General features: G+C 70.9%; 16 protein-coding genes. 9 read left to right on the top strand and 7 right to left on the bottom strand.

Going from position 1 to position 16,416, the window contains the following annotated elements:
• The first annotated feature begins 254 nt into the window (after nucleotides 1–254).
• The 5 genes from ACIQBL_RS00520 (at nucleotide 255) to mscL (ending at nucleotide 4,269) form a co-directional block, all read left to right on the top strand.
• A complete protein-coding gene (locus ACIQBL_RS00520; RefSeq protein ID WP_401935276.1) occupies nucleotides 255–1,529 on the top strand; it encodes an MFS transporter in 1,275 nt (424 codons plus the stop codon).
• Nucleotides 1,530–1,598: 69 nt separating this feature from the next.
• The gene (locus ACIQBL_RS00515; protein ID WP_401935274.1) at nucleotides 1,599–1,925 is read left to right on the top strand and encodes an FmdB family zinc ribbon protein; all 327 of its coding nucleotides are present in this window, start codon (nucleotides 1,599–1,601) and stop codon (nucleotides 1,923–1,925) included.
• 124 nt (nucleotides 1,926–2,049) lie between these two features.
• Entirely contained in the window at nucleotides 2,050–2,883 is an 834-nt protein-coding gene (locus tag ACIQBL_RS00510; protein ID WP_401935272.1) for an S-methyl-5'-thioadenosine phosphorylase, read from the top strand.
• A gap of 165 nt (nucleotides 2,884–3,048) precedes the next feature.
• Nucleotides 3,049–3,648 carry a hypothetical protein gene (locus ACIQBL_RS00505; RefSeq protein ID WP_401935270.1) on the top strand — a complete coding sequence of 200 codons (600 nt, stop codon included), beginning with the start codon at nucleotides 3,049–3,051 and terminating at the stop codon, nucleotides 3,646–3,648.
• Between the two features lie 159 nt (nucleotides 3,649–3,807).
• Nucleotides 3,808–4,269, top strand: coding sequence for a large conductance mechanosensitive channel protein MscL (gene mscL / locus ACIQBL_RS00500; RefSeq protein WP_401935268.1), 462 nt, complete (start codon nucleotides 3,808–3,810; stop codon nucleotides 4,267–4,269).
• 86 nt (nucleotides 4,270–4,355) lie between these two features.
• Here the strand turns inward: mscL and ACIQBL_RS00495 are convergent, their stop codons facing one another.
• Nucleotides 4,356–4,541 carry a hypothetical protein gene (locus ACIQBL_RS00495; protein WP_401935266.1) on the bottom strand — a complete coding sequence of 62 codons (186 nt, stop codon included), beginning with the start codon at nucleotides 4,539–4,541 and terminating at the stop codon, nucleotides 4,356–4,358.
• Between the two features lie 112 nt (nucleotides 4,542–4,653).
• On the opposite strand from ACIQBL_RS00495, the gene ACIQBL_RS00490 reads away from it, so the two are divergent.
• The 4 genes from ACIQBL_RS00490 (at nucleotide 4,654) to ACIQBL_RS00475 (ending at nucleotide 9,508) form a co-directional block, all read left to right on the top strand.
• Nucleotides 4,654–5,856 (top strand): low temperature requirement protein A, encoded by a 1,203-nt coding sequence (locus ACIQBL_RS00490; RefSeq protein ID WP_401935264.1) that lies wholly within the window; start codon nucleotides 4,654–4,656, stop codon nucleotides 5,854–5,856.
• 263 nt (nucleotides 5,857–6,119) lie between these two features.
• Nucleotides 6,120–7,148: a P1 family peptidase gene (locus ACIQBL_RS00485; RefSeq protein WP_401935262.1), complete on the top strand. Its 1,029-nt coding sequence runs from the start codon at nucleotides 6,120–6,122 to the stop codon at nucleotides 7,146–7,148.
• 229 nt (nucleotides 7,149–7,377) lie between these two features.
• Nucleotides 7,378–8,604 (top strand): Ig-like domain-containing protein, encoded by a 1,227-nt coding sequence (locus tag ACIQBL_RS00480; RefSeq protein ID WP_401935260.1) that lies wholly within the window; start codon nucleotides 7,378–7,380, stop codon nucleotides 8,602–8,604.
• A 157-nt stretch (nucleotides 8,605–8,761) separates the two neighbouring features.
• Nucleotides 8,762–9,508 (top strand): DUF6227 family protein, encoded by a 747-nt coding sequence (locus ACIQBL_RS00475; RefSeq protein ID WP_401935258.1) that lies wholly within the window; start codon nucleotides 8,762–8,764, stop codon nucleotides 9,506–9,508.
• Nucleotides 9,509–9,557: 49 nt separating this feature from the next.
• On the opposite strand, the gene ACIQBL_RS00470 is transcribed toward ACIQBL_RS00475, so the two are convergent.
• From ACIQBL_RS00470 to ACIQBL_RS00445, 6 genes are all read right to left on the bottom strand, one after another.
• On the bottom strand, nucleotides 9,558–9,812 hold the full coding sequence (locus ACIQBL_RS00470; RefSeq protein WP_401935256.1) for a hypothetical protein: 255 nt from the start codon (nucleotides 9,810–9,812) through the stop codon (nucleotides 9,558–9,560).
• Between the two features lie 93 nt (nucleotides 9,813–9,905).
• Nucleotides 9,906–11,987 carry a fructose-specific PTS transporter subunit EIIC gene (locus ACIQBL_RS00465; RefSeq protein ID WP_401935255.1) on the bottom strand — a complete coding sequence of 694 codons (2,082 nt, stop codon included), beginning with the start codon at nucleotides 11,985–11,987 and terminating at the stop codon, nucleotides 9,906–9,908.
• Nucleotides 11,988–12,219: 232 nt separating this feature from the next.
• The gene (pfkB, locus tag ACIQBL_RS00460; RefSeq protein WP_401935253.1) at nucleotides 12,220–13,167 is read right to left on the bottom strand and encodes a 1-phosphofructokinase; all 948 of its coding nucleotides are present in this window, start codon (nucleotides 13,165–13,167) and stop codon (nucleotides 12,220–12,222) included.
• Nucleotides 13,168–13,219: 52 nt separating this feature from the next.
• Nucleotides 13,220–13,981: a DeoR/GlpR family DNA-binding transcription regulator gene (locus tag ACIQBL_RS00455; RefSeq protein ID WP_401935251.1), complete on the bottom strand. Its 762-nt coding sequence runs from the start codon at nucleotides 13,979–13,981 to the stop codon at nucleotides 13,220–13,222.
• Nucleotides 13,982–14,093: 112 nt separating this feature from the next.
• Nucleotides 14,094–14,612 carry a hypothetical protein gene (locus tag ACIQBL_RS00450; RefSeq protein WP_401935249.1) on the bottom strand — a complete coding sequence of 173 codons (519 nt, stop codon included), beginning with the start codon at nucleotides 14,610–14,612 and terminating at the stop codon, nucleotides 14,094–14,096.
• A gap of 63 nt (nucleotides 14,613–14,675) precedes the next feature.
• Nucleotides 14,676–15,413, bottom strand: coding sequence for a Crp/Fnr family transcriptional regulator (locus ACIQBL_RS00445; RefSeq protein ID WP_401935247.1), 738 nt, complete (start codon nucleotides 15,411–15,413; stop codon nucleotides 14,676–14,678).
• Nucleotides 15,414–16,416: the final 1,003 nt, after the last annotated feature.

Raw genomic sequence — 16,416 nt, 5'->3', positions numbered from 1 at the left:
GGTTCACACGTTCACCAATCGCAGGTGAACGCGCGCATGGTGCCCCTTTTCACAGGCTCACCAGGCCTGATCCCCTGTACGATGAAGGCACATTCTGATCGGACCAACTCTGCCTGACGCAGTGCTGGCGCGACCGTATGGCGGCCGAACCCTCTCCGCAGTGGGCACCGGTATCCACCGCAGTTCCGCGCAAGAGGACAGTGCTCGGCTCCCCCGCACGGGGCGCGCTACCAGGTGGCAGAAAGGCACGGGCCGTGGCATCCACGGTCACCTCCCGCCCGGGATCGCGTCCTGGATACGGGCAGCTGCTGCGCACGCGCGGCGCCTGGACGTTCCTGCTCCCCGGCTTCGCGGCACGCCAGCCGTTCGCCATGCTCACCATCTCCATCGTGCTGCTCGTGCAGCACACCACCGGCTCCTACGGCGCGGCGGGCGCCGCCGCGGCCGTCACGGGCGTCTCCATGGCCCTGTTCGCGCCCTACAGCGGGCGCCTGGCCGACCGCTACGGGCAGCGGACCGTGCTCCTCCCCGGCGTCCTGGTGCACTCCCTGTCGGGCCTGACGTTCACGGCGCTCGCGCTCGGACACGCGCCCCTGTGGGCGCTGTTCGTGGCGGCCGTGCCGACCGGCGCCTCGGTGCCGCAGATCGGGCCCATGGTGCGCGCCCGCTGGGGCGTGAAGCTCCAGGACTCCCCGCTGCTGAGCACCGCGGCGGCCTTCGAGTCCGTCACAGACGAGCTGACCTTCGTCTTCGGCCCGCTCCTGGCGACCGCCCTGTGCACCGCCGTGAACCCGGCAGCGGGCCTGGTCACGGAGGCGGCGCTCACTCTCGTCGGCGGTCTGCTGTTCGCCGCCCAGAAGAGCACCCAGCCCACGGTGGCCCTCGTCGGGCACGCACGCGTGGAGCGCGTTTCCGCATTGAGCATCCCCGGGGTGCGCGTCCTGATCGTGACCTTCCTGGGCATCGGTTCCGTCTTCGGCGGCATGCAGGTCTCCCTGGCCGCTTTCAGCGAGTCGATCGGCGAACCGGGCCTGAACGGCGTCCTGTACGGCACCTTCGCCGCCGGCAACATGCTCTCCGGCCTCGTCTGCGGTGCCGTCGCCTGGAAGGTCGCCCCGCAACGCCGCCTCCTCGTCGGCTACTCGGCCCTCGCGCTGACCGCGTCCGCCCTGTGGACCGCCCACTCGGTGCTGCTCCTGGCCGCCCTCGGCCTTCTGGTCGGCATGTGTATCGCGCCCGCCCTGATCACCGGCTACACCCTGGTCGAGGGGCTCGTCCCGGCCGGCGCCCGCACCGAGGCCTTCACCTGGCTGACCGGCGCGGTCGCACTCGGCCAGGCCGCCGCCGTCACGGTCGCCGGACAGCTGGAGGACCGCCTGTGGGGCGGCGCCGGTTTCCTGGTGCCGATGGCCGGTACGGTGCTCGCCCTGGGGACCCTGGTGGCCCTGCGGTCGCGCCTCGCGACCCGGCCCCGCAGCCGCACCGTCGCACGTGGCGTCGGTCACCGCGTGCCAGTGGCAGTGGACTGATCCCCGGGAATACGTCAGTATGGACGCTCGTTAGCACTCATTGAGTGAGAGTGCCAGGAGGAAGACACAGTGCCGACCTACCAGTACCAGTGCACCGAGTGCGGCGAGGGCCTTGAAGCGGTCCAGAAGTTCACCGACGACGCGCTGACCGAGTGCCCCAATTGCGGTGGCCGCCTGAAGAAGGTGTTCTCCGCGGTCGGCATTGTCTTCAAGGGCTCCGGCTTCTACCGGAACGACAGCCGCGGCTCCTCGTCGAGCAGCTCGCCGGCCACCGCGAAGCCGTCGACGTCCTCGGACTCGAAGCCGACCACCCCGTCGACCTCGTCCTCGTCCTCGGACTCCAAGTCGAAGTCGTCGAGCTCGGGCTCCTCGTCCAGCAACAGCTCCGCCGCGTAGGACTCTTTCCCGCGGGACCCTGTCGTCGTACGACGACAGGGTCCTCGGCGTTTCCGGAGCCGCATCCCGCGTACGTTCCCCCATCCGTTCCTTCGGCTTTTCGGCGGCGGCTAGGGTGCGGGTCATGGCGAACGCAGAGATCGGCGTAATCGGTGGCTCCGGCTTCTACTCGTTCCTCGACGACGTGACCGAGATCCAGGTGGACACCCCCTACGGGCCGCCCAGCGACTCCCTCTTCCTCGGCGAGATCGCCGGCCGGCGGGTCGCCTTCCTGCCCCGGCACGGGCGCGGCCACCATCTGCCGCCGCACCGCATCAACTACCGGGCGAACCTCTGGGCGTTGCGCTCCGTCGGGGTCCGCCAGGTCCTCGGTCCGTGCGCGGTGGGCGGGCTGCGCCCCGAGTACGGGCCGGGCACGCTGCTGGTGCCGGACCAGCTGGTGGACCGCACGAAGTCCCGCGCGGGCACGTACTTCGACGGACTCCCGCTGCCCGACGGCACGGTGCCGAACGTGGTGCACGTGTCCCTGGCCGACCCCTACTGCCCGACCGGCCGGGCCGCCGCGCTGAAGGCGGCGCGCGGGCGGGATTGGGAGGCGGTGGACGGCGGCACGCTGGTGGTGATCGAGGGGCCGCGCTTCTCGACCCGCGCCGAATCGCTGTGGCACCGGGCGCAGGGCTGGTCGGTGGTCGGCATGACCGGCCACCCCGAGGCGGCGCTCGCCCGTGAACTGGAGCTCTGCTACTCCTCGTTGACCCTGGTCACCGACCTCGACGCGGGCGCCGAGACCGGCGAGGGCGTCTCCCACGACGAGGTGCTGCGGGTGTTCGCGGCCAACGTGGACCGGCTGCGGGGCGTGCTGTTCGACGCGGTGGCCGCGCTGCCGGAGAGCGGGGCGCGGGACTGCCTGTGCGTGAACGCGCTCGGCGGGATGGATCCGGGGTTTGAGCTGCCGTAACCGCTGTGTCGGAGGGGATGGCGAGGGCTTGCGGGCTGCGGAACTTCCCGTTCGGATGAGGGAGTTGTCCACAACCGGCGGGTAGCACACGGGCTCCGGCGGGCCTCGGCCGATTGCCGCATCGTGGGACCGCAAACCGATCCCTCGTCGCAGGTGGTGGTCCACATGTCCCTCTCCCCTCCGTCCTTCCCACGCCCGTCGGGCACCGATTCCATTCCGGGCCCGTCTGGCACCGATCCCTTTCCGCGTCCGCTGGGCTCCGACGCTCCGGCCACGTGCGAGGTGCCGCACTTCGCGCCCGTGCGGGTGCGCGGCGGGTGGTATCAACTGCGCCGGCTGCTACGGCACCGGAGGCGGGCCGTGGCCGCCGGGCTCGCGGTGACCGCGGCAGCCCTCGTGGCGGCGGGCCCGCGTGAAGCGGCGGAGGCACACCCCAGCGAGCGGCCCCGCGGGCACCCGGTGGCCGATCAGGTACGGCACCGCCGGGCGGTGGAGTGGGTGTCTGCGCCGGTGCGGATCGCCGACGCCGGCACGGTCCGGCTGCTGCGGTCCGGTGACCGGGTCGATGTGATCGCAGCCGAGGAGTCGGCGGCGGGCGGTGACGCCCATGTGGTCGCGCGCGGGGCGCGGGTGACGAAGGTGCCCGAGCCGCTCGAAGATGCGGACGGCGGTGGGGCGTTGGTGGTGCTCTCGGTGCCGCGCGCCACGGCGGCGCGGCTGGCCGGAGCGAGTACTACGGCACGGCTGGCGGTGACGATGTGCTGAGTCGTGCTCTCCGTATCGTGAGCCGCGCCTTCCGTCGCCTGTGCGAATTCGTGTCAAGTCCCTCGTTCGAGTTACTGAATTGGACAGGATGGCCGGGCGCTGACGTAGGTTGCGGAGCTGTTCGTTCCACACCGTGCGCGTGCGAGAAGAGGCTCCGAGTTGAGCGAGAAAAAGAAGGAACCGGGCGTCTGGCAGGGCTTCAAGGCCTTTCTGACACGCGGGAACGTCGTCGATCTGGCAGTCGCGGTCGTCATCGGCGCCGCCTTCACGAACATCGTCAACTCGGTGGTGAAGGGGATCATCAACCCGCTCGTCGGGGCGATCGGCACACAGAACCTGGACACCTACAGCTCCTGCCTGAGCAGCACCTGCTCCGGCGACAAGGGCATCCAGCTGATGTGGGGCTCCGTCCTCGGATCCGCCCTCAGCTTCGTGATCACCGCGGCGGTGGTCTACTTCCTGATGGTGCTGCCGATGTCGAAGTACCTGGCCCGGGCGGAGGCCCAGCGCAAGGCCAAGGAGGGCACGCACGAGGTCATCGAGATCACCGAGCTGGAGGTGCTCAAGGAGATCCGCGACGCGCTGGTCGCGCAGCGGGGCGAGGGGCACCGGGAGCCGTAGCCGAGGGGACGGGCGTGGCCGACGGGGCAGGCGGGGCCGACGGCCCGTCTGTGGCGGGCGAAGGCCCATCCGTGTCGGCCGGGGGCTCAGATGTGGTGGGGCGGCTTCTCGTCCAGGAAGCGCTTGAGGTCGGCAGCGCTGTCGCCCTCGGCCCGCTCGCCCCACCCGCGATCCGTGTCGTCCGAGGAGGGCCGGCTCAACGGGTCGTCGAAGACCAGCACGGGCTTCGGCTCGATCGGATCGCGCGGCTCGGGGGCGGGGGCGGTACTCATAGGTCCAGGGTACGGCCGAAGGGGCGCCTGACGCGGCCGCGGACCAACCCGCCGGTCCCGGCCGAGCCGGCCGCCTCTGAAATCCGGCACGCAATCTGCTGTGCTTGTGCGCATGACGTCCGAGATTCCCAGACCCCTGCGTCCGCTCACCGCCCGCGGCCGGGACGAGCCGCACCGGGTCGCCTCGCCGCTGGAGCTCTTCTTCGACCTGTGTTTCGTCGTGGCCATCGCGCAGGCGGGCGTCCAGCTGGCGCACGCCGTCGCGGAGGGTCATGCGGGCGAGGGCATCCTGAGCTACGCGATGCAGTTCTTCGCGATCTGGTGGGCCTGGATGAACTTCTCCTGGTTCGCCTCGGCGTACGACAACGACGACGTGCTCTACCGGGTCGTCACTCTGGTGCAGATCGCCGGCGTCCTGGTCCTCGCGGCCGGGATCTCGCGGGCCTTCGAACACCACGACTACCTGGTTGTCTGGCTCGGCTACGTGATCATGCGGCTGGCGATGGCCACACAGTGGCTGCGGGCGGCACGGGCTGCCGGCGGGCCGGAGCGGACGATGGCATTGCGGTACGCGGGCGGCGTGCTGCTCTGCACGGTCGGCTGGACGGGTCTGGTGGTCCTGCCGGAACCGGCCCGGGGCTGGGTGTTCCTCGTGATGGTGATCGCCGAGCTGTCCGTGCCTCGCTACGCGGAGAAAGACTTCCCTACGCCGTGGCATCCGCACCACATCTCGGAACGCTACGGGCTGTTCACGATCATCGTGCTGGGCGAGACGATCGCCGCGGCGACGGTCGCCGTGAAGTCGGGGGTGGACGAGCACGACGCGCTGGGCGAGTTGCTGCCCATCGCGGCGGGTGGGTTGCTGATCGTGTTCGCGGCCTGGTGGATCTACTTCGTGGTGCCGATCCACGGCCACCTTCGTTCCAACCAGCAGGCGTTCCTGTGGGGTTACGGCCACTACCTGATCTTCGCCTCGGCGGCGACGATCGGCGCCGGTCTGGAGGTCGCGGTCACGCAGGCCGTCGGCAAGGCCCACATCTCCACCCTGGCCGCCTCCGCCGCGGTGACGCTGCCGACGGCGCTGTACCTGCTCAGTGTGTGGGCGCTGCACGCCCGCCACTACAAGGTGGGCATCACCCAGCAACTGGTGCTTCCGGTCGCGGCGTTGCTGGTGATCTGCTGCACGTTCCTGGGGTCCTGGGCGGTGCTCGGGGCGGGCCTGGTGTCGGCGCTGACGGTCGCGGTCGGGGTGACACTGACGGCACGCATGGCCGCCGGGGAGAGCCGGGCGGAGGAGACGGCACCGGTGAGCTGACCGTTCCCGGAACCGCCGAGGCCGCCGCCACCCGAAAACCCGCCGGACCCGTTGCCGCCCGAACACCCGTCGAGCCTGCTGGCCCCGCTGCCCGTCGAACACCCCTCGGACGCACCGGACCTGCCGCCACCCGAACACCCACCAAAGCCCGGCCGACCACCACCGAAACAACAGCCCAAGCCCAGCTCCCCACCCCCAACTCACCCGCGCGCACCGCCAGGACCACCCCCGGATCCCCCGCGCGTTCGGCAAGACTGAGCCCCATGACAGTTGACGCGTTGACGGATGTGGCCGGGGTGCGGGTGGGGCATGCGACGCGCTCGGGGGGCGGGTGGCTCACCGGTACCACCGTCGTGCTCGCGCCGGAGGGCGGGGCGGTGGCCGGTGTGGATGTGCGCGGGGGCGGGCCCGGTACCAAGGAGACCGACGCGCTCGATCCGCGCAATCTCGTGCAGCGGGTCGACGCGATCGTGCTGACCGGTGGCAGCGCGTACGGGCTCGACGCCGCGTCCGGGGTGATGGCCTGGCTGGAGGAACAGGGGCGCGGGGTGCGGGTCGGCGCGGATCCGATGCATGTCGTGCCGGTGGTGCCCGCGGCCTGTGTCTTCGACCTGGGGCGGGGCGGCGACTTCAAGGCCAGGCCGGACGCGGGCACCGGGCGGGCCGCGGTCGAGGTCGCCGCGATCAGCGGGCCCGGGGTGCGGGTGCGCGAGGGGAGTGTGGGCGCCGGTACGGGGGCCGTGGTCGGGGCGTTGAAGGGCGGGATCGGTACCGCGAGCACCGTGCTGGAGTCGGGGATCACGGTGGCCGCGCTGGTGGTGGCCAACGCGGCGGGGTCGGCGGCGGATCCCGAAACGGGCGCCCTGTACGGGGAGTTGTTCCAGGGGCGCGTGGCGTATCCCGAGCAGCACGTCCACGAGGCCGCGCGGCTGCGCCTGGCCGAGGCCGGCGCGAAGAACGCGTTGCCCCCGCTGAACACCACCCTCGCCGTGGTCGCCACCGACGCCGAACTCACCAAGGCACAGGCGCAGAAGCTGGCCGGCACGGCGCACGACGGCATCGCGCGCGCCGTACGGCCGGTGCATCTGCTGCACGACGGGGACACGGTGTTCGCGCTCGCCACCGGAGCCCGCCCGCTCGACGCCGAGAACCCCCTCGCCCTCAACGACGTTCTCGCGGCCGGCGCGGAGGTCGTGACCCGGGCGATCGTGCGCGCGGTGCGTGCCGCCGAGCCGGTGGACGGGCCGGGCGGATCGTGGCCGTCGTACGAGGAGTTGTACGGGAGGCGGTAGGCACCCCTGCGGCGACGGGCACTCCGCGTTCGCCCCGGGACGGCAGGCACCCGGGGTTTCCAGAGTCTCGTCCCGGTGTTTGTCGCGGTTCTGTCACCGGATGGCGTTCGTGGGGAACGGCGGGAACCCGTGCGGGGGTTGGGGCGCTCTTTGTCCACACATCGCAGCGGATCACGCATCACCGCACCGCACACCGCAATCCGCACACCACACGAACCTGGAGCAGCCCGTGACAACGCCGGACATAGCAGCGCGGCGCGTACTGGGGGCCATCGCCGCCCTGGTGGTCGGCACCCTCACCCTCAGCGCGTGCGGCGGCAACGCCAGCGCGGACGCCAACACGGACAGCAAGGGCGGCGGCAGGACGTCGGTCAAGACGTCCGTCGCGAAGATCGTCATCTCGGCCAAGGACGGCTCGACGAACGCGTCCATCAACTCCACCGGCGTGCGGGTCAGCGGCGGCAGGCTGACCGACGTGAAGATGACGGTCGCGGGCTCGGGGCAGGCCGTGGACGGCGCGATATCCGCGAACGGCGCGAGCTGGACGCCGAAGGAGCGGTTGGAGCGCGGGACCAAGTACCAGATATCGGCTACCGCGAAGGACTCCAGCGGCAAGACCGCCGCCGCCAACTCCATCTTCACGACGGTGACTTCGAGCAACAGTTTCATCGGGACGTACACGCCGGACAATGGGACGACGGTCGGCGTGGGGATGCCGGTGTCCTTCACCTTCGACAAGGTGATCGGCGACAAGAAGGCCGTGCAGTCGCACATCACGGTGACGTCCAGCAGCGGGCAGCAGGTCGTGGGGCACTGGTTCGGGGCGCAGCGGCTCGACTTCCGGCCGCAGGACTACTGGAAGGCCGGTTCCAAGGTCACGATGAAGATCGACCTGGACGGCGTGGAGGGCGCGAACGGCGTCTACGGCGTGCAGAAGAAGACCGTGACGTTCACCATCGGGCGCTCGCAGGTGTCCACCGTCGACGTCAACACGCAGACCATGACGGTCGTGCGGGACGGACAGACCCTCAAGTCGCTGCCGATCTCCTCGGGCAGCCCCGAACACACCACGTACAACGGGCAGATGGTGATCTCCGAGAAGTTCACGCAGACCCGGATGAACAGCCAGACGGTCGGTCTGGGCGGCGAGTACGACATCCCGGACGTGCCGCACGCGATGCGTCTGACCACGTCGGGGACGTTCATCCACGGCAACTACTGGTACAACCAGTCCAACCCGCCCTTCGGTCGGACCGGCACCAGCCACGGCTGCGTCGGCCTCGCGGACGTCCAGGGCGCGCAGGGCGCGACGAACGCCAAGTGGTTCTACGACAACTCGCTCATCGGTGACGTCGTGATCGTGAAGAACTCCCCCGACAAGACGGTCGCCCCGGACAACGGGCTCAACGGCTGGAACCTGGCGTGGAGCGACTGGACCGCTGGAAGTGCCGCCTGACCGGCGGGTTTTGACGGATCTTCGGGCCGCGCGGGAACATCTCGCGCGGCCCGCGCGTTTTCCGGGCAGACGTTTTCTCGGTTCACAGGAATGATGTCCGACCGAGGGGCTACGGTATGCACCCACAAGGTGACATGCAGCAACGCCGGGAGAAGCCTTGAGCGTTCCGTACGACACGGCAGCGTACGAACAACCCGAGTCGCCCGAGTCTCCGGAGGAGCACCTCGCGCGGCTCCTCGGCCGTGCCCTGAACTCCTTCGAGCTGCCGGACGAGACGATACGGCGTCTCGACTGCGCGCTGGCGCACGACAGTTCGCTGCACTCCGCGCACCACAGCGCCGGCCTGCACCGGGAGACGTACCGGCACACCTGGCTGCTGCCCGACGGCTCGGCGCTCACCCTGTGGGAGCTGGTCCACAACACCGTGCTGGGCCGGGACACGCAGCACGAGGTGTACGTCGACGAGGAGGAGGTGCGGGCCGCGACCGCGCGCCTGCCGCTGCCGCCGGACACCCCGGACTTCGAACTCCCGGTGCTGGTGCAGCTGTCGCCGATCCCGGAGCCACGGCACTCGTATCTGGCGGACCACTCCGCGGACCACGCGCGCCGCTTACTGCGCCGGGCGGAGAACGTGGACCGGCCGGACGCGGAGACGGCGGCGCTGCTGGCGACGGCGTTCGCGCACCAGATCACCCAGGCCTTCGGCCGCCCGTACCGAGCGGGCCGCGCGGCGCTGTGCTTCTCGCTCTACGAGCACGCGTTCCTGCTGCGCGACGGCGCGGAGATCTCCCTGTGGGAGGTCGAGCACACGGCCACGCCCGACGGGCGGCACATGTGCGAGGTGTACGTCAGTGAGGACGCGGCCCGGGACGCGATGGAGCGGCGGGCGGCGCAGGTTTCCTGAACTGGACCGCGGGTCTCCTGAACCGCGGGTCACCTGAGCGGAGAAGGCCTCAACGCCCGTCGCTGAGCTGTCGTACCAGACCCGCGAAGGCGTCGCGCTCCGCCGGGGTCAGTTCGACGGACTCCAGGTGGGGAGCGGTGTCGCGCTGGTTCGGGAGGCCGTACAGCGGGTGGGCCGCGTGCCACGCGGTGGGCTCGACGAGGGAGCGGCGCAGGACGCGCGTCAGGCCGAACACCCAGGCGACGGTCGCCAGGGCGAGGACGGCCACACCGGTCAGCTGGAGGATCGAGACGTGCTCAGGCATGCGTTCCAGTAGACACCACGGTCCGGGACCGTGGTCCCGGACCGTGACGTATCTCGCAGTTGCCGTGAACACCTCACGGTGGCCCAAAAGCGGCTAGGCGGCGACCGGCTGCTTCGTTTCCGCCGCCGGGGCCGATATGCCTTCCGGCGCTCCCGATACCGTGCCGCCGGCGGCCGGCTTGCGCATCCCCTTCAGGACGACGACCAGGGTCGTGGTGACGCCCACGCCGACCGCGATGGCGATCAGGTAGAGGAACGGGTTGCCGATCAGCGGGACCACGAAGATGCCGCCGTGCGGGGCGCGCAGGGTCGCGCCGAAGGCCATCGACAGGGCGCCGGTGATCGCGCCGCCCACCATCGAGGACGGGATGACCCGCAGCGGGTCGGCCGCAGCGAACGGGATCGCGCCCTCGGAGATGAAGGAGGCGCCCAGGACCCAGGCGGCCTTGCCGTTCTCGCGCTCGGTCTCGGTGAAGAGCTTGCCGCGCACGGTCGTGGCCAGGGCCATCGCCAGCGGCGGGACCATACCGGCCGCCATCACCGCGGCCATGATCTTCATCGCGGAGTCGCTCGGGTTCGACACCGCGATGCCCGCCGTGGCGAAGGTGTACGCGACCTTGTTGACCGGGCCGCCCAGGTCGAAGCACATCATCAGGCCGAGCAGGGCGCCCAGCAGGACGGCGTTCGAGCCGCTGAGGCCGTTGAGCCAGTCGGTCATGCCCTTCTGCGCGGAGGCGATCGGTTTGCCGATCACGACGAACATCAGGAACCCGACGATCGCCGAGGAGATCAGCGGGATCACCACCACCGGCATGATCCCGCGCAACGCGGTCGGGATCCTCACCCTCTGGATCCCGAGCACCACCCCACCGGCGATCAGACCGGCGGCGAGACCGCCCAGGAAGCCGGCGTTGATGGTGGAGGCGATCATGCCGCCGACGAAGCCGGGGACGAGACCGGGCCGGTCCGCCATGCCGTAGGCGATGTAGCCGGCCAGGACCGGGACCAGGAAGCCGAAGGACACCACGCCGATCTGGAAGAGCAGCGCGGCCCAGCTGTCGCCCTGGGTCCACACGAAGTGGTCCATGACCGACGGTGCCTTGTTGACCGTGTACCCGCCGATCGCGAAGCCGAGGGCGATCAGCAGACCGCCGGCCGCGACGAACGGGACCATGTAACTGACGCCGGACATCAGCCACTTGCGGAGCATGGAGCCGTAGCCCTCGCCCGCGTCACCGCCGCGCTCGACGGGGGTCCGGGCACCCGAACCGGCCGTCACCTCACCCCGGTCCGCCTTGCCGCGGACCTCGGTGATCAGTTCGGCGGGGCGGTTGATGCCCGCCTTCACACCGACGTCGACGGTCGGCTTGCCGGCGAAGCGGTCCTTGTCCCGTACGGGCACGTCGTGGGCGAAGATCACACCGTCCGCCGCCGCGATCACCGCCGGGTCGAGCCGGGTGAAACCGGCCGAGCCCTGTGTCTCGACGACGAGTTCGACGCCCGCCGCACGGCCGGCGTTCTCCAGGGACTCGGCCGCCATGTAGGTGTGCGCGATGCCGGTCGGGCAGGAGGTGACGGCGACGATGCGGAACGGGCGGTCGTCGTCGGACGCCGGTGCCGTGCTGTCCGTGGCGGCGTCGGCGGAGGCCGCCGCCGACGCCGCCACGGAGTCTGTGGTGCCCGCGGACTCAGCCGCGGGCTCGGCCTCGGGTTCGGCCTCGGGTTCGGCCTCGGGTTCGTCCCCGCGGATCAGCGCCGCCGCGCGCTCCGCGTCGTCCACCGACCGCAGCGCGGACGTGAACTCGGCGTTCATCAGCTGCCGGGCCAGCGCGGAGAGGATCGTCAGATGGGCGTCGTCGGCCCCGGCGGGCGCGGCGATCAGGAAGATCAGGTCGGCGGGTCCGTCCGGGGCGCCGAAGTCGACGCCGGCGGCGCTGCGCCCGAAGGCGAGCGTCGGCTCGGTGACGTACGCGCTGCGGCAGTGCGGGATGCCGATGCCGCCGTCGAGGCCGGTCGGCATCTGCGCCTCGCGGGCGGCGACGTCGGCGAGGAAGCCGTCGAGGTCGGTGACCCGGCCCTGGGCGACCATGCGCTCGGCGAGGGCACGTGCCGCCGCCTCTTTGGTATCGGCGGACAGGTCGAGGTCGACCAGGTCCGCGGTGATCATCTCGCTCATCGCGGGCTCCTTCGCACGCGTATCGCCCGGGTACTGCCGTGGGCGGGGGTGGGGACGGGGGTGAAGCGGGATAGTGCGGCGGTGACGGGGGAGGCGGGGCCGGGGAAACCCCGCCTCCCCCGGGTGGCGGGGCGGCTCGGGGTGCCCCGCCACCCTCCGGTCGCGGCGGTCAACGGGGAGTGCCGCCGCTCCAGGGCCGGTTCGAGGGGCGCCTTGGAGGCCGTGGAAACGTTCATGCCGCCGGCTCCGTCAGTACGAGGTCCACCGGGACGTCGGCCGTGACCGTCACCGCGCCCGGGTCGAGGTCGGCCGGGGTGGGCATGACGCTGCCGGGAAGCTGGACGGCCGCCGCACCGTGGGCGACGGCCGAGGCCAGGGCCTCCGGGCCGCTGCCGCCGGCGATCAGGAAGCCGGCCAGCGAGGAGTCCCCCGCGCCGACATTGCTGCGTACGACGTCGACGCGCGCGCTGCCGTACCAGGCACCGGAGCCGTCCACGAGCAGCTGCCCGTCGGCGCCGAGGCTGGCGAGGACGGCGCCCGCGCCCATTTCGCGCAGTTCTTCGGCCGCCTTGACCGCGTCGCCGACGGTGGTGAGGGGGCGGGAGACGGCCTCCGCGAGTTCCTCGGCGTTGGGCTTGACGACGTCGGGGCGTTCGCGCAGGGCCGCGATGAGCGCGGGGCCGGAGGTGTCCAGGGCGATACGGACGCCGGCGGCGTGGGCGCGGGCGACCAACTCGGCGTACCAGGACGGCGCGAGGCCGCGCGGGAGGCTGCCGCAGCAGGCGATCCAGTCGGCGTCGCGGGACTGCCGGCGAACCGTCTCCAGAAGCAACTCCTGTTCGGCGGCGGTCAGTTCGGGGCCGGGGGCGTTGATCTTCGTGAGGACGCCGTCCGCCTCGGCCAGCGCGATGTTCGAGCGGGTGGCCCCGGCGACCGGGACCGGCGCGACCTCGATGCCCTGCGCGTCGAGCAGGCTGGCGACCAGTGCGCCCGGCGCACCGCCCAGCGGCAGCACCGCGACGGTACGGCGTCCGGCGGCGGCGACCGCGCGGGAGACGTTGACGCCCTTGCCGCCCGGGTCCATGCGCTCGCCGGTGGCCCGTATGACCTCACCGCGGTCGAGCGAGGGGATCTCGTAGGTGCGGTCCAGGGACGGGTTCGGGGTGACCGTGAGGATCATGCGCACTCGTTTCTGGACACTTCTGGGCACTTCTCAGCGCTTCTGGGCACTTCTAGACACACAGCACTTCCATGCCGCCGCGCTCCATGGCGGTGGCGTCTTCCGGGCTCAGCCCGCTGTCGGTGATCAGGAGGTCCACGTCGCCCAGGGCGCCGAAGCGGGCGAAGTGCTCCTGGCCGTGCTTGGCGGAGTCGGCGAGCAGCACCACGCGGCGGGCGGCGGCCATCGCCGCGCGCTTCACGGCGGCCTCGGCGAGGTCGGGCGTGGTCAGCCCGTGCTCGGCGGAGAAGCCGTTGGCGGCCACGAACACGACGTCGGCGCGGATCTCGCCGTACGCCCGCAGCGCCCACGCGTCGACGGCGGCGCGCGTACGGTGCCGCACGCGTCCCCCGACGAGGTGGAGCTGCATGCCCGGGTGGTCCGCGAGGCGGGCCGCGATGGGCAGGGAGTGGGTGACGACGGTCAGCTCGGCGTCCAGTGGGACGATGCCCGCGAGGCGGGCCACCGTCGTACCGGCGTCGAGGATCACCGTGCCCTGGGTGGGCAGTTCGGCGAGGGCCGCCTTGGCGATGCGGTCCTTCTCATCGGCCGCCGTCGACTCGCGCTCGGTGAGGTCCGGCTCGAAGTCGAGCCGTCCGGCCGGTATGGCCCCGCCGTGCACCCGCCGGAGCAGGCCCGCGCGGTCCAGAGCCTTCAGGTCCCGGCGGATCGTCTCCGCCGTGACCTGGAACTCCTCGGCCAGCGACACGACGTCCACCCGGCCGCCGTCACGGGCCAGCCGGAGGATCTCCTGCTGCCGCTCCGGTGCGTACATGTCCGTTCGCCTCCGTCCAGTGCCCGAACTTGTGGTTTCGGTGGGAGGCTACGCCCGGATTTCGGGAAAGTAAACAGGTTCGGGCACGAGGTGGACATGAACGGGCGTCCGGTCAGGTGTGCCGTTGCGTGGTGATCTTCTGTTGGGCAGTGATGACGGCGCGGGCGAGTTCGTGGCGGGCGGCCTCCTGCCGCATGGCCCGGACGAGTTGGGTGCGGTGGTCGAGGAGGGTGACCTTCGCGGCCGGGCCGGGCTCGGGCAGGGCGGTGTCGACGTACTCGTCGACGCGCTCGACGACCTTGGTCAGTTCGGGTCGGACGGTCTCCATGTGGTCGGCGATGCCCTTGATCATGTTGCTGATCTGGGCGATGTCCTCGAAGTCGTCGGCACGGCAGGGCTTCTGCGCGAGGCGGCACTGGGCCTTGTAGAGGTCGTCGAGCCATTCGGCGGGCCGGTCGAACTCGGCGCCGGCCTCGTCCTCGCCGCGGATCCTCCGCATCCACGCGAAGACCTGCTTGTGGTGCAGGAGGGTGTACGCGCCCAGGGCACCCGTGAAGAGAAAGGAGAGGGCACCCAGCGCGAGGGAGCCGGCGCCGGTGCCGATCGCCAGCGTGGTGGTGCTGGTCATCATGCTGTGGTCCGTTCAGGGGTGGAGCGTGAGCGGAGGAGGAGCGGCCGGCACGCCCGGACGGCGTCAGTTCCCGGCGGCGAGGTGACGCAGCGCGTCCACGTCGTGGACGACGAACCGGCGGTACCCGGCTTCGACGATCCCGTGGTAACGCAGGGTCCGGATCGCGTTCTCCGTGGTGGAGACGGCGAGTTGGAGAGCGGCGGCGAGGTCCTTCTGGCCCGGGCCGACGATGGTGGTGGAACCGGTCCGGGGGCCGGGGAAACCCGCGGTGTCGGCGAGGTGGGCCAGGAGCCTGCTGACGCGTTCCAGGGGCGGCCGGGTGGCCATGGTGTAGACGAGTTCGTCGCTGCGGTTGCGGTCTTCGAGGCTGCGCAGAAGGGCGAGCCGGATGTCGGGCCACTTGCTCAGCAGGGCGTTGAAGTAGCGGGCGCGGCAGGGGACGACCACGGTCCCGGTCAGGCACTTGGTGCGGACGGCGGAGTCGCCGGTGATGAGCTTGGCCTCGCCGACCAGCTGACCGCTGCCCCGGAACCGGGTGACGGTGGGGACGTGCTCCCCCTCGCCGAGCGGGAAGCGGTCCTGGCGTACGACGCCGTCCCAGATGATGTAGACGTTCCGGTCGTCCGGTCCGATCGGCAGGTACTCGTCCCGCGCGAAGCCACGGCCGCACAGGCCGGCCTCCAGCAGGGCACGCCAGTCCTCGGTGTCCAGGCACCGCAGGAAGCTTCCCCCGGGCTTGTTCTCCTGCCCTCCGAGAAGGTCGGCCGGCCGGGTGGTGTCGTCGGTCGCGAGCGCCCTCACTCCCCGGCTCCACAGGCCGCGGCGGCGCGTGTCCCGGCGTACGCGCCGTGAAGCGCGCGACGGTGACGATGTGTCACGGTACGCATGGGGGTCCGAATCCCTTTCTCTGTTCTGTCGAAGCTCTGCGGCCCCGCCGGTCGGCGGGGTCACGGGTGACGGGTCCGGCCTCCCTCTCCGGGAGGTGCGGCAGCGCCCGGGTGGTGAGGCCGGGGGTAAACAGGTGAGCGAGACAGAACGGTACCGCTCGTTGCGAGAGAAGAGCCAGTCGCGATTCCGAAGGTACCGCGAAGAATAGTGATCATGCCCCGAAACCCCTCGGAGCGGGGCTTCGCCGCGGAAGATCACGCGCAATCCGGACGGAAAAGTAACCACCCATTTCGCATTTACCAAACCGGTTGTCCTCGCGGTCCGCACTCTCCCAGAGGTACGTCGGGACACTTCTTCGGTGAGCGACATATGACGCCCGCACAAACCGGTGGCAAAGACGAGAGGCCCCGGGGCACCACCCCCAGGACCTCCCGGAAAGGCCCGGACCCGTCAGGGATCAGACCGTTGCCCAGTAAACACCACGACCGGCCTTTGGGTCACTCCCCATCAGGCGACAAAGTCGCTCCACTGCCCGATGGCCAGCCCTAACCGCCCGGCTCCGGGCTGTCACCGACAGCGCACCTTCCCGCACACGCCGTCGGGACGCTCCGCCCGACTGCACGCTTTACCCCTTTTGCAGACATGAAGGCGGGACCGCTCCCCTCCCCGAAGGGGCGTGACAGCACTCTCACAGGACAGCCATCGATCAAGACCAAACAGATTCCGCCAACGCACCCCCACCGGACCGGCGATCCGAAGGACCGGCCGGACACCCTCCGGATAAACCGGCCGACACCTCGGAAATTCCTTTCCGATCCCTTCCGAGAGACGGTCCGCGCCGAAAACGAATACCGTGAATCCGCGCGGAGAACAGTTTCCTGTCGGGAAATTCGGCGTTCACCGCGGCACAGGGAAA

Origin of the sequence: Streptomyces sp. NPDC088350, assembly GCF_044753545.1 — a bacterium.
Taxonomy (GTDB): Bacteria; Actinomycetota; Actinomycetes; order Streptomycetales; family Streptomycetaceae; genus Streptomyces.
This window is presented reverse-complemented; position numbering and strand designations above follow the sequence as displayed.

Coding starts and splice junctions, on each gene's coding strand:
- ACIQBL_RS00450 (WP_401935249.1), bottom strand. CDS start 14,612: ATGATGACCAGCACCACCACGCTGGCGATCGGCACCGGCGCCGGCTCC.
- ACIQBL_RS00470 (WP_401935256.1), bottom strand. CDS start 9,812: ATGCCTGAGCACGTCTCGATCCTCCAGCTGACCGGTGTGGCCGTCCTC.
- ACIQBL_RS00485 (WP_401935262.1), top strand. CDS start 6,120: ATGACAGTTGACGCGTTGACGGATGTGGCCGGGGTGCGGGTGGGGCAT.
- ACIQBL_RS00455 (WP_401935251.1), bottom strand. CDS start 13,981: ATGTACGCACCGGAGCGGCAGCAGGAGATCCTCCGGCTGGCCCGTGAC.
- ACIQBL_RS00510 (WP_401935272.1), top strand. CDS start 2,050: ATGGCGAACGCAGAGATCGGCGTAATCGGTGGCTCCGGCTTCTACTCG.
- ACIQBL_RS00495 (WP_401935266.1), bottom strand. CDS start 4,541: ATGAGTACCGCCCCCGCCCCCGAGCCGCGCGATCCGATCGAGCCGAAG.
- ACIQBL_RS00505 (WP_401935270.1), top strand. CDS start 3,049: ATGTCCCTCTCCCCTCCGTCCTTCCCACGCCCGTCGGGCACCGATTCC.
- ACIQBL_RS00465 (WP_401935255.1), bottom strand. CDS start 11,987: ATGAGCGAGATGATCACCGCGGACCTGGTCGACCTCGACCTGTCCGCC.
- ACIQBL_RS00490 (WP_401935264.1), top strand. CDS start 4,654: ATGACGTCCGAGATTCCCAGACCCCTGCGTCCGCTCACCGCCCGCGGC.
- pfkB (WP_401935253.1), bottom strand. CDS start 13,167: ATGATCCTCACGGTCACCCCGAACCCGTCCCTGGACCGCACCTACGAG.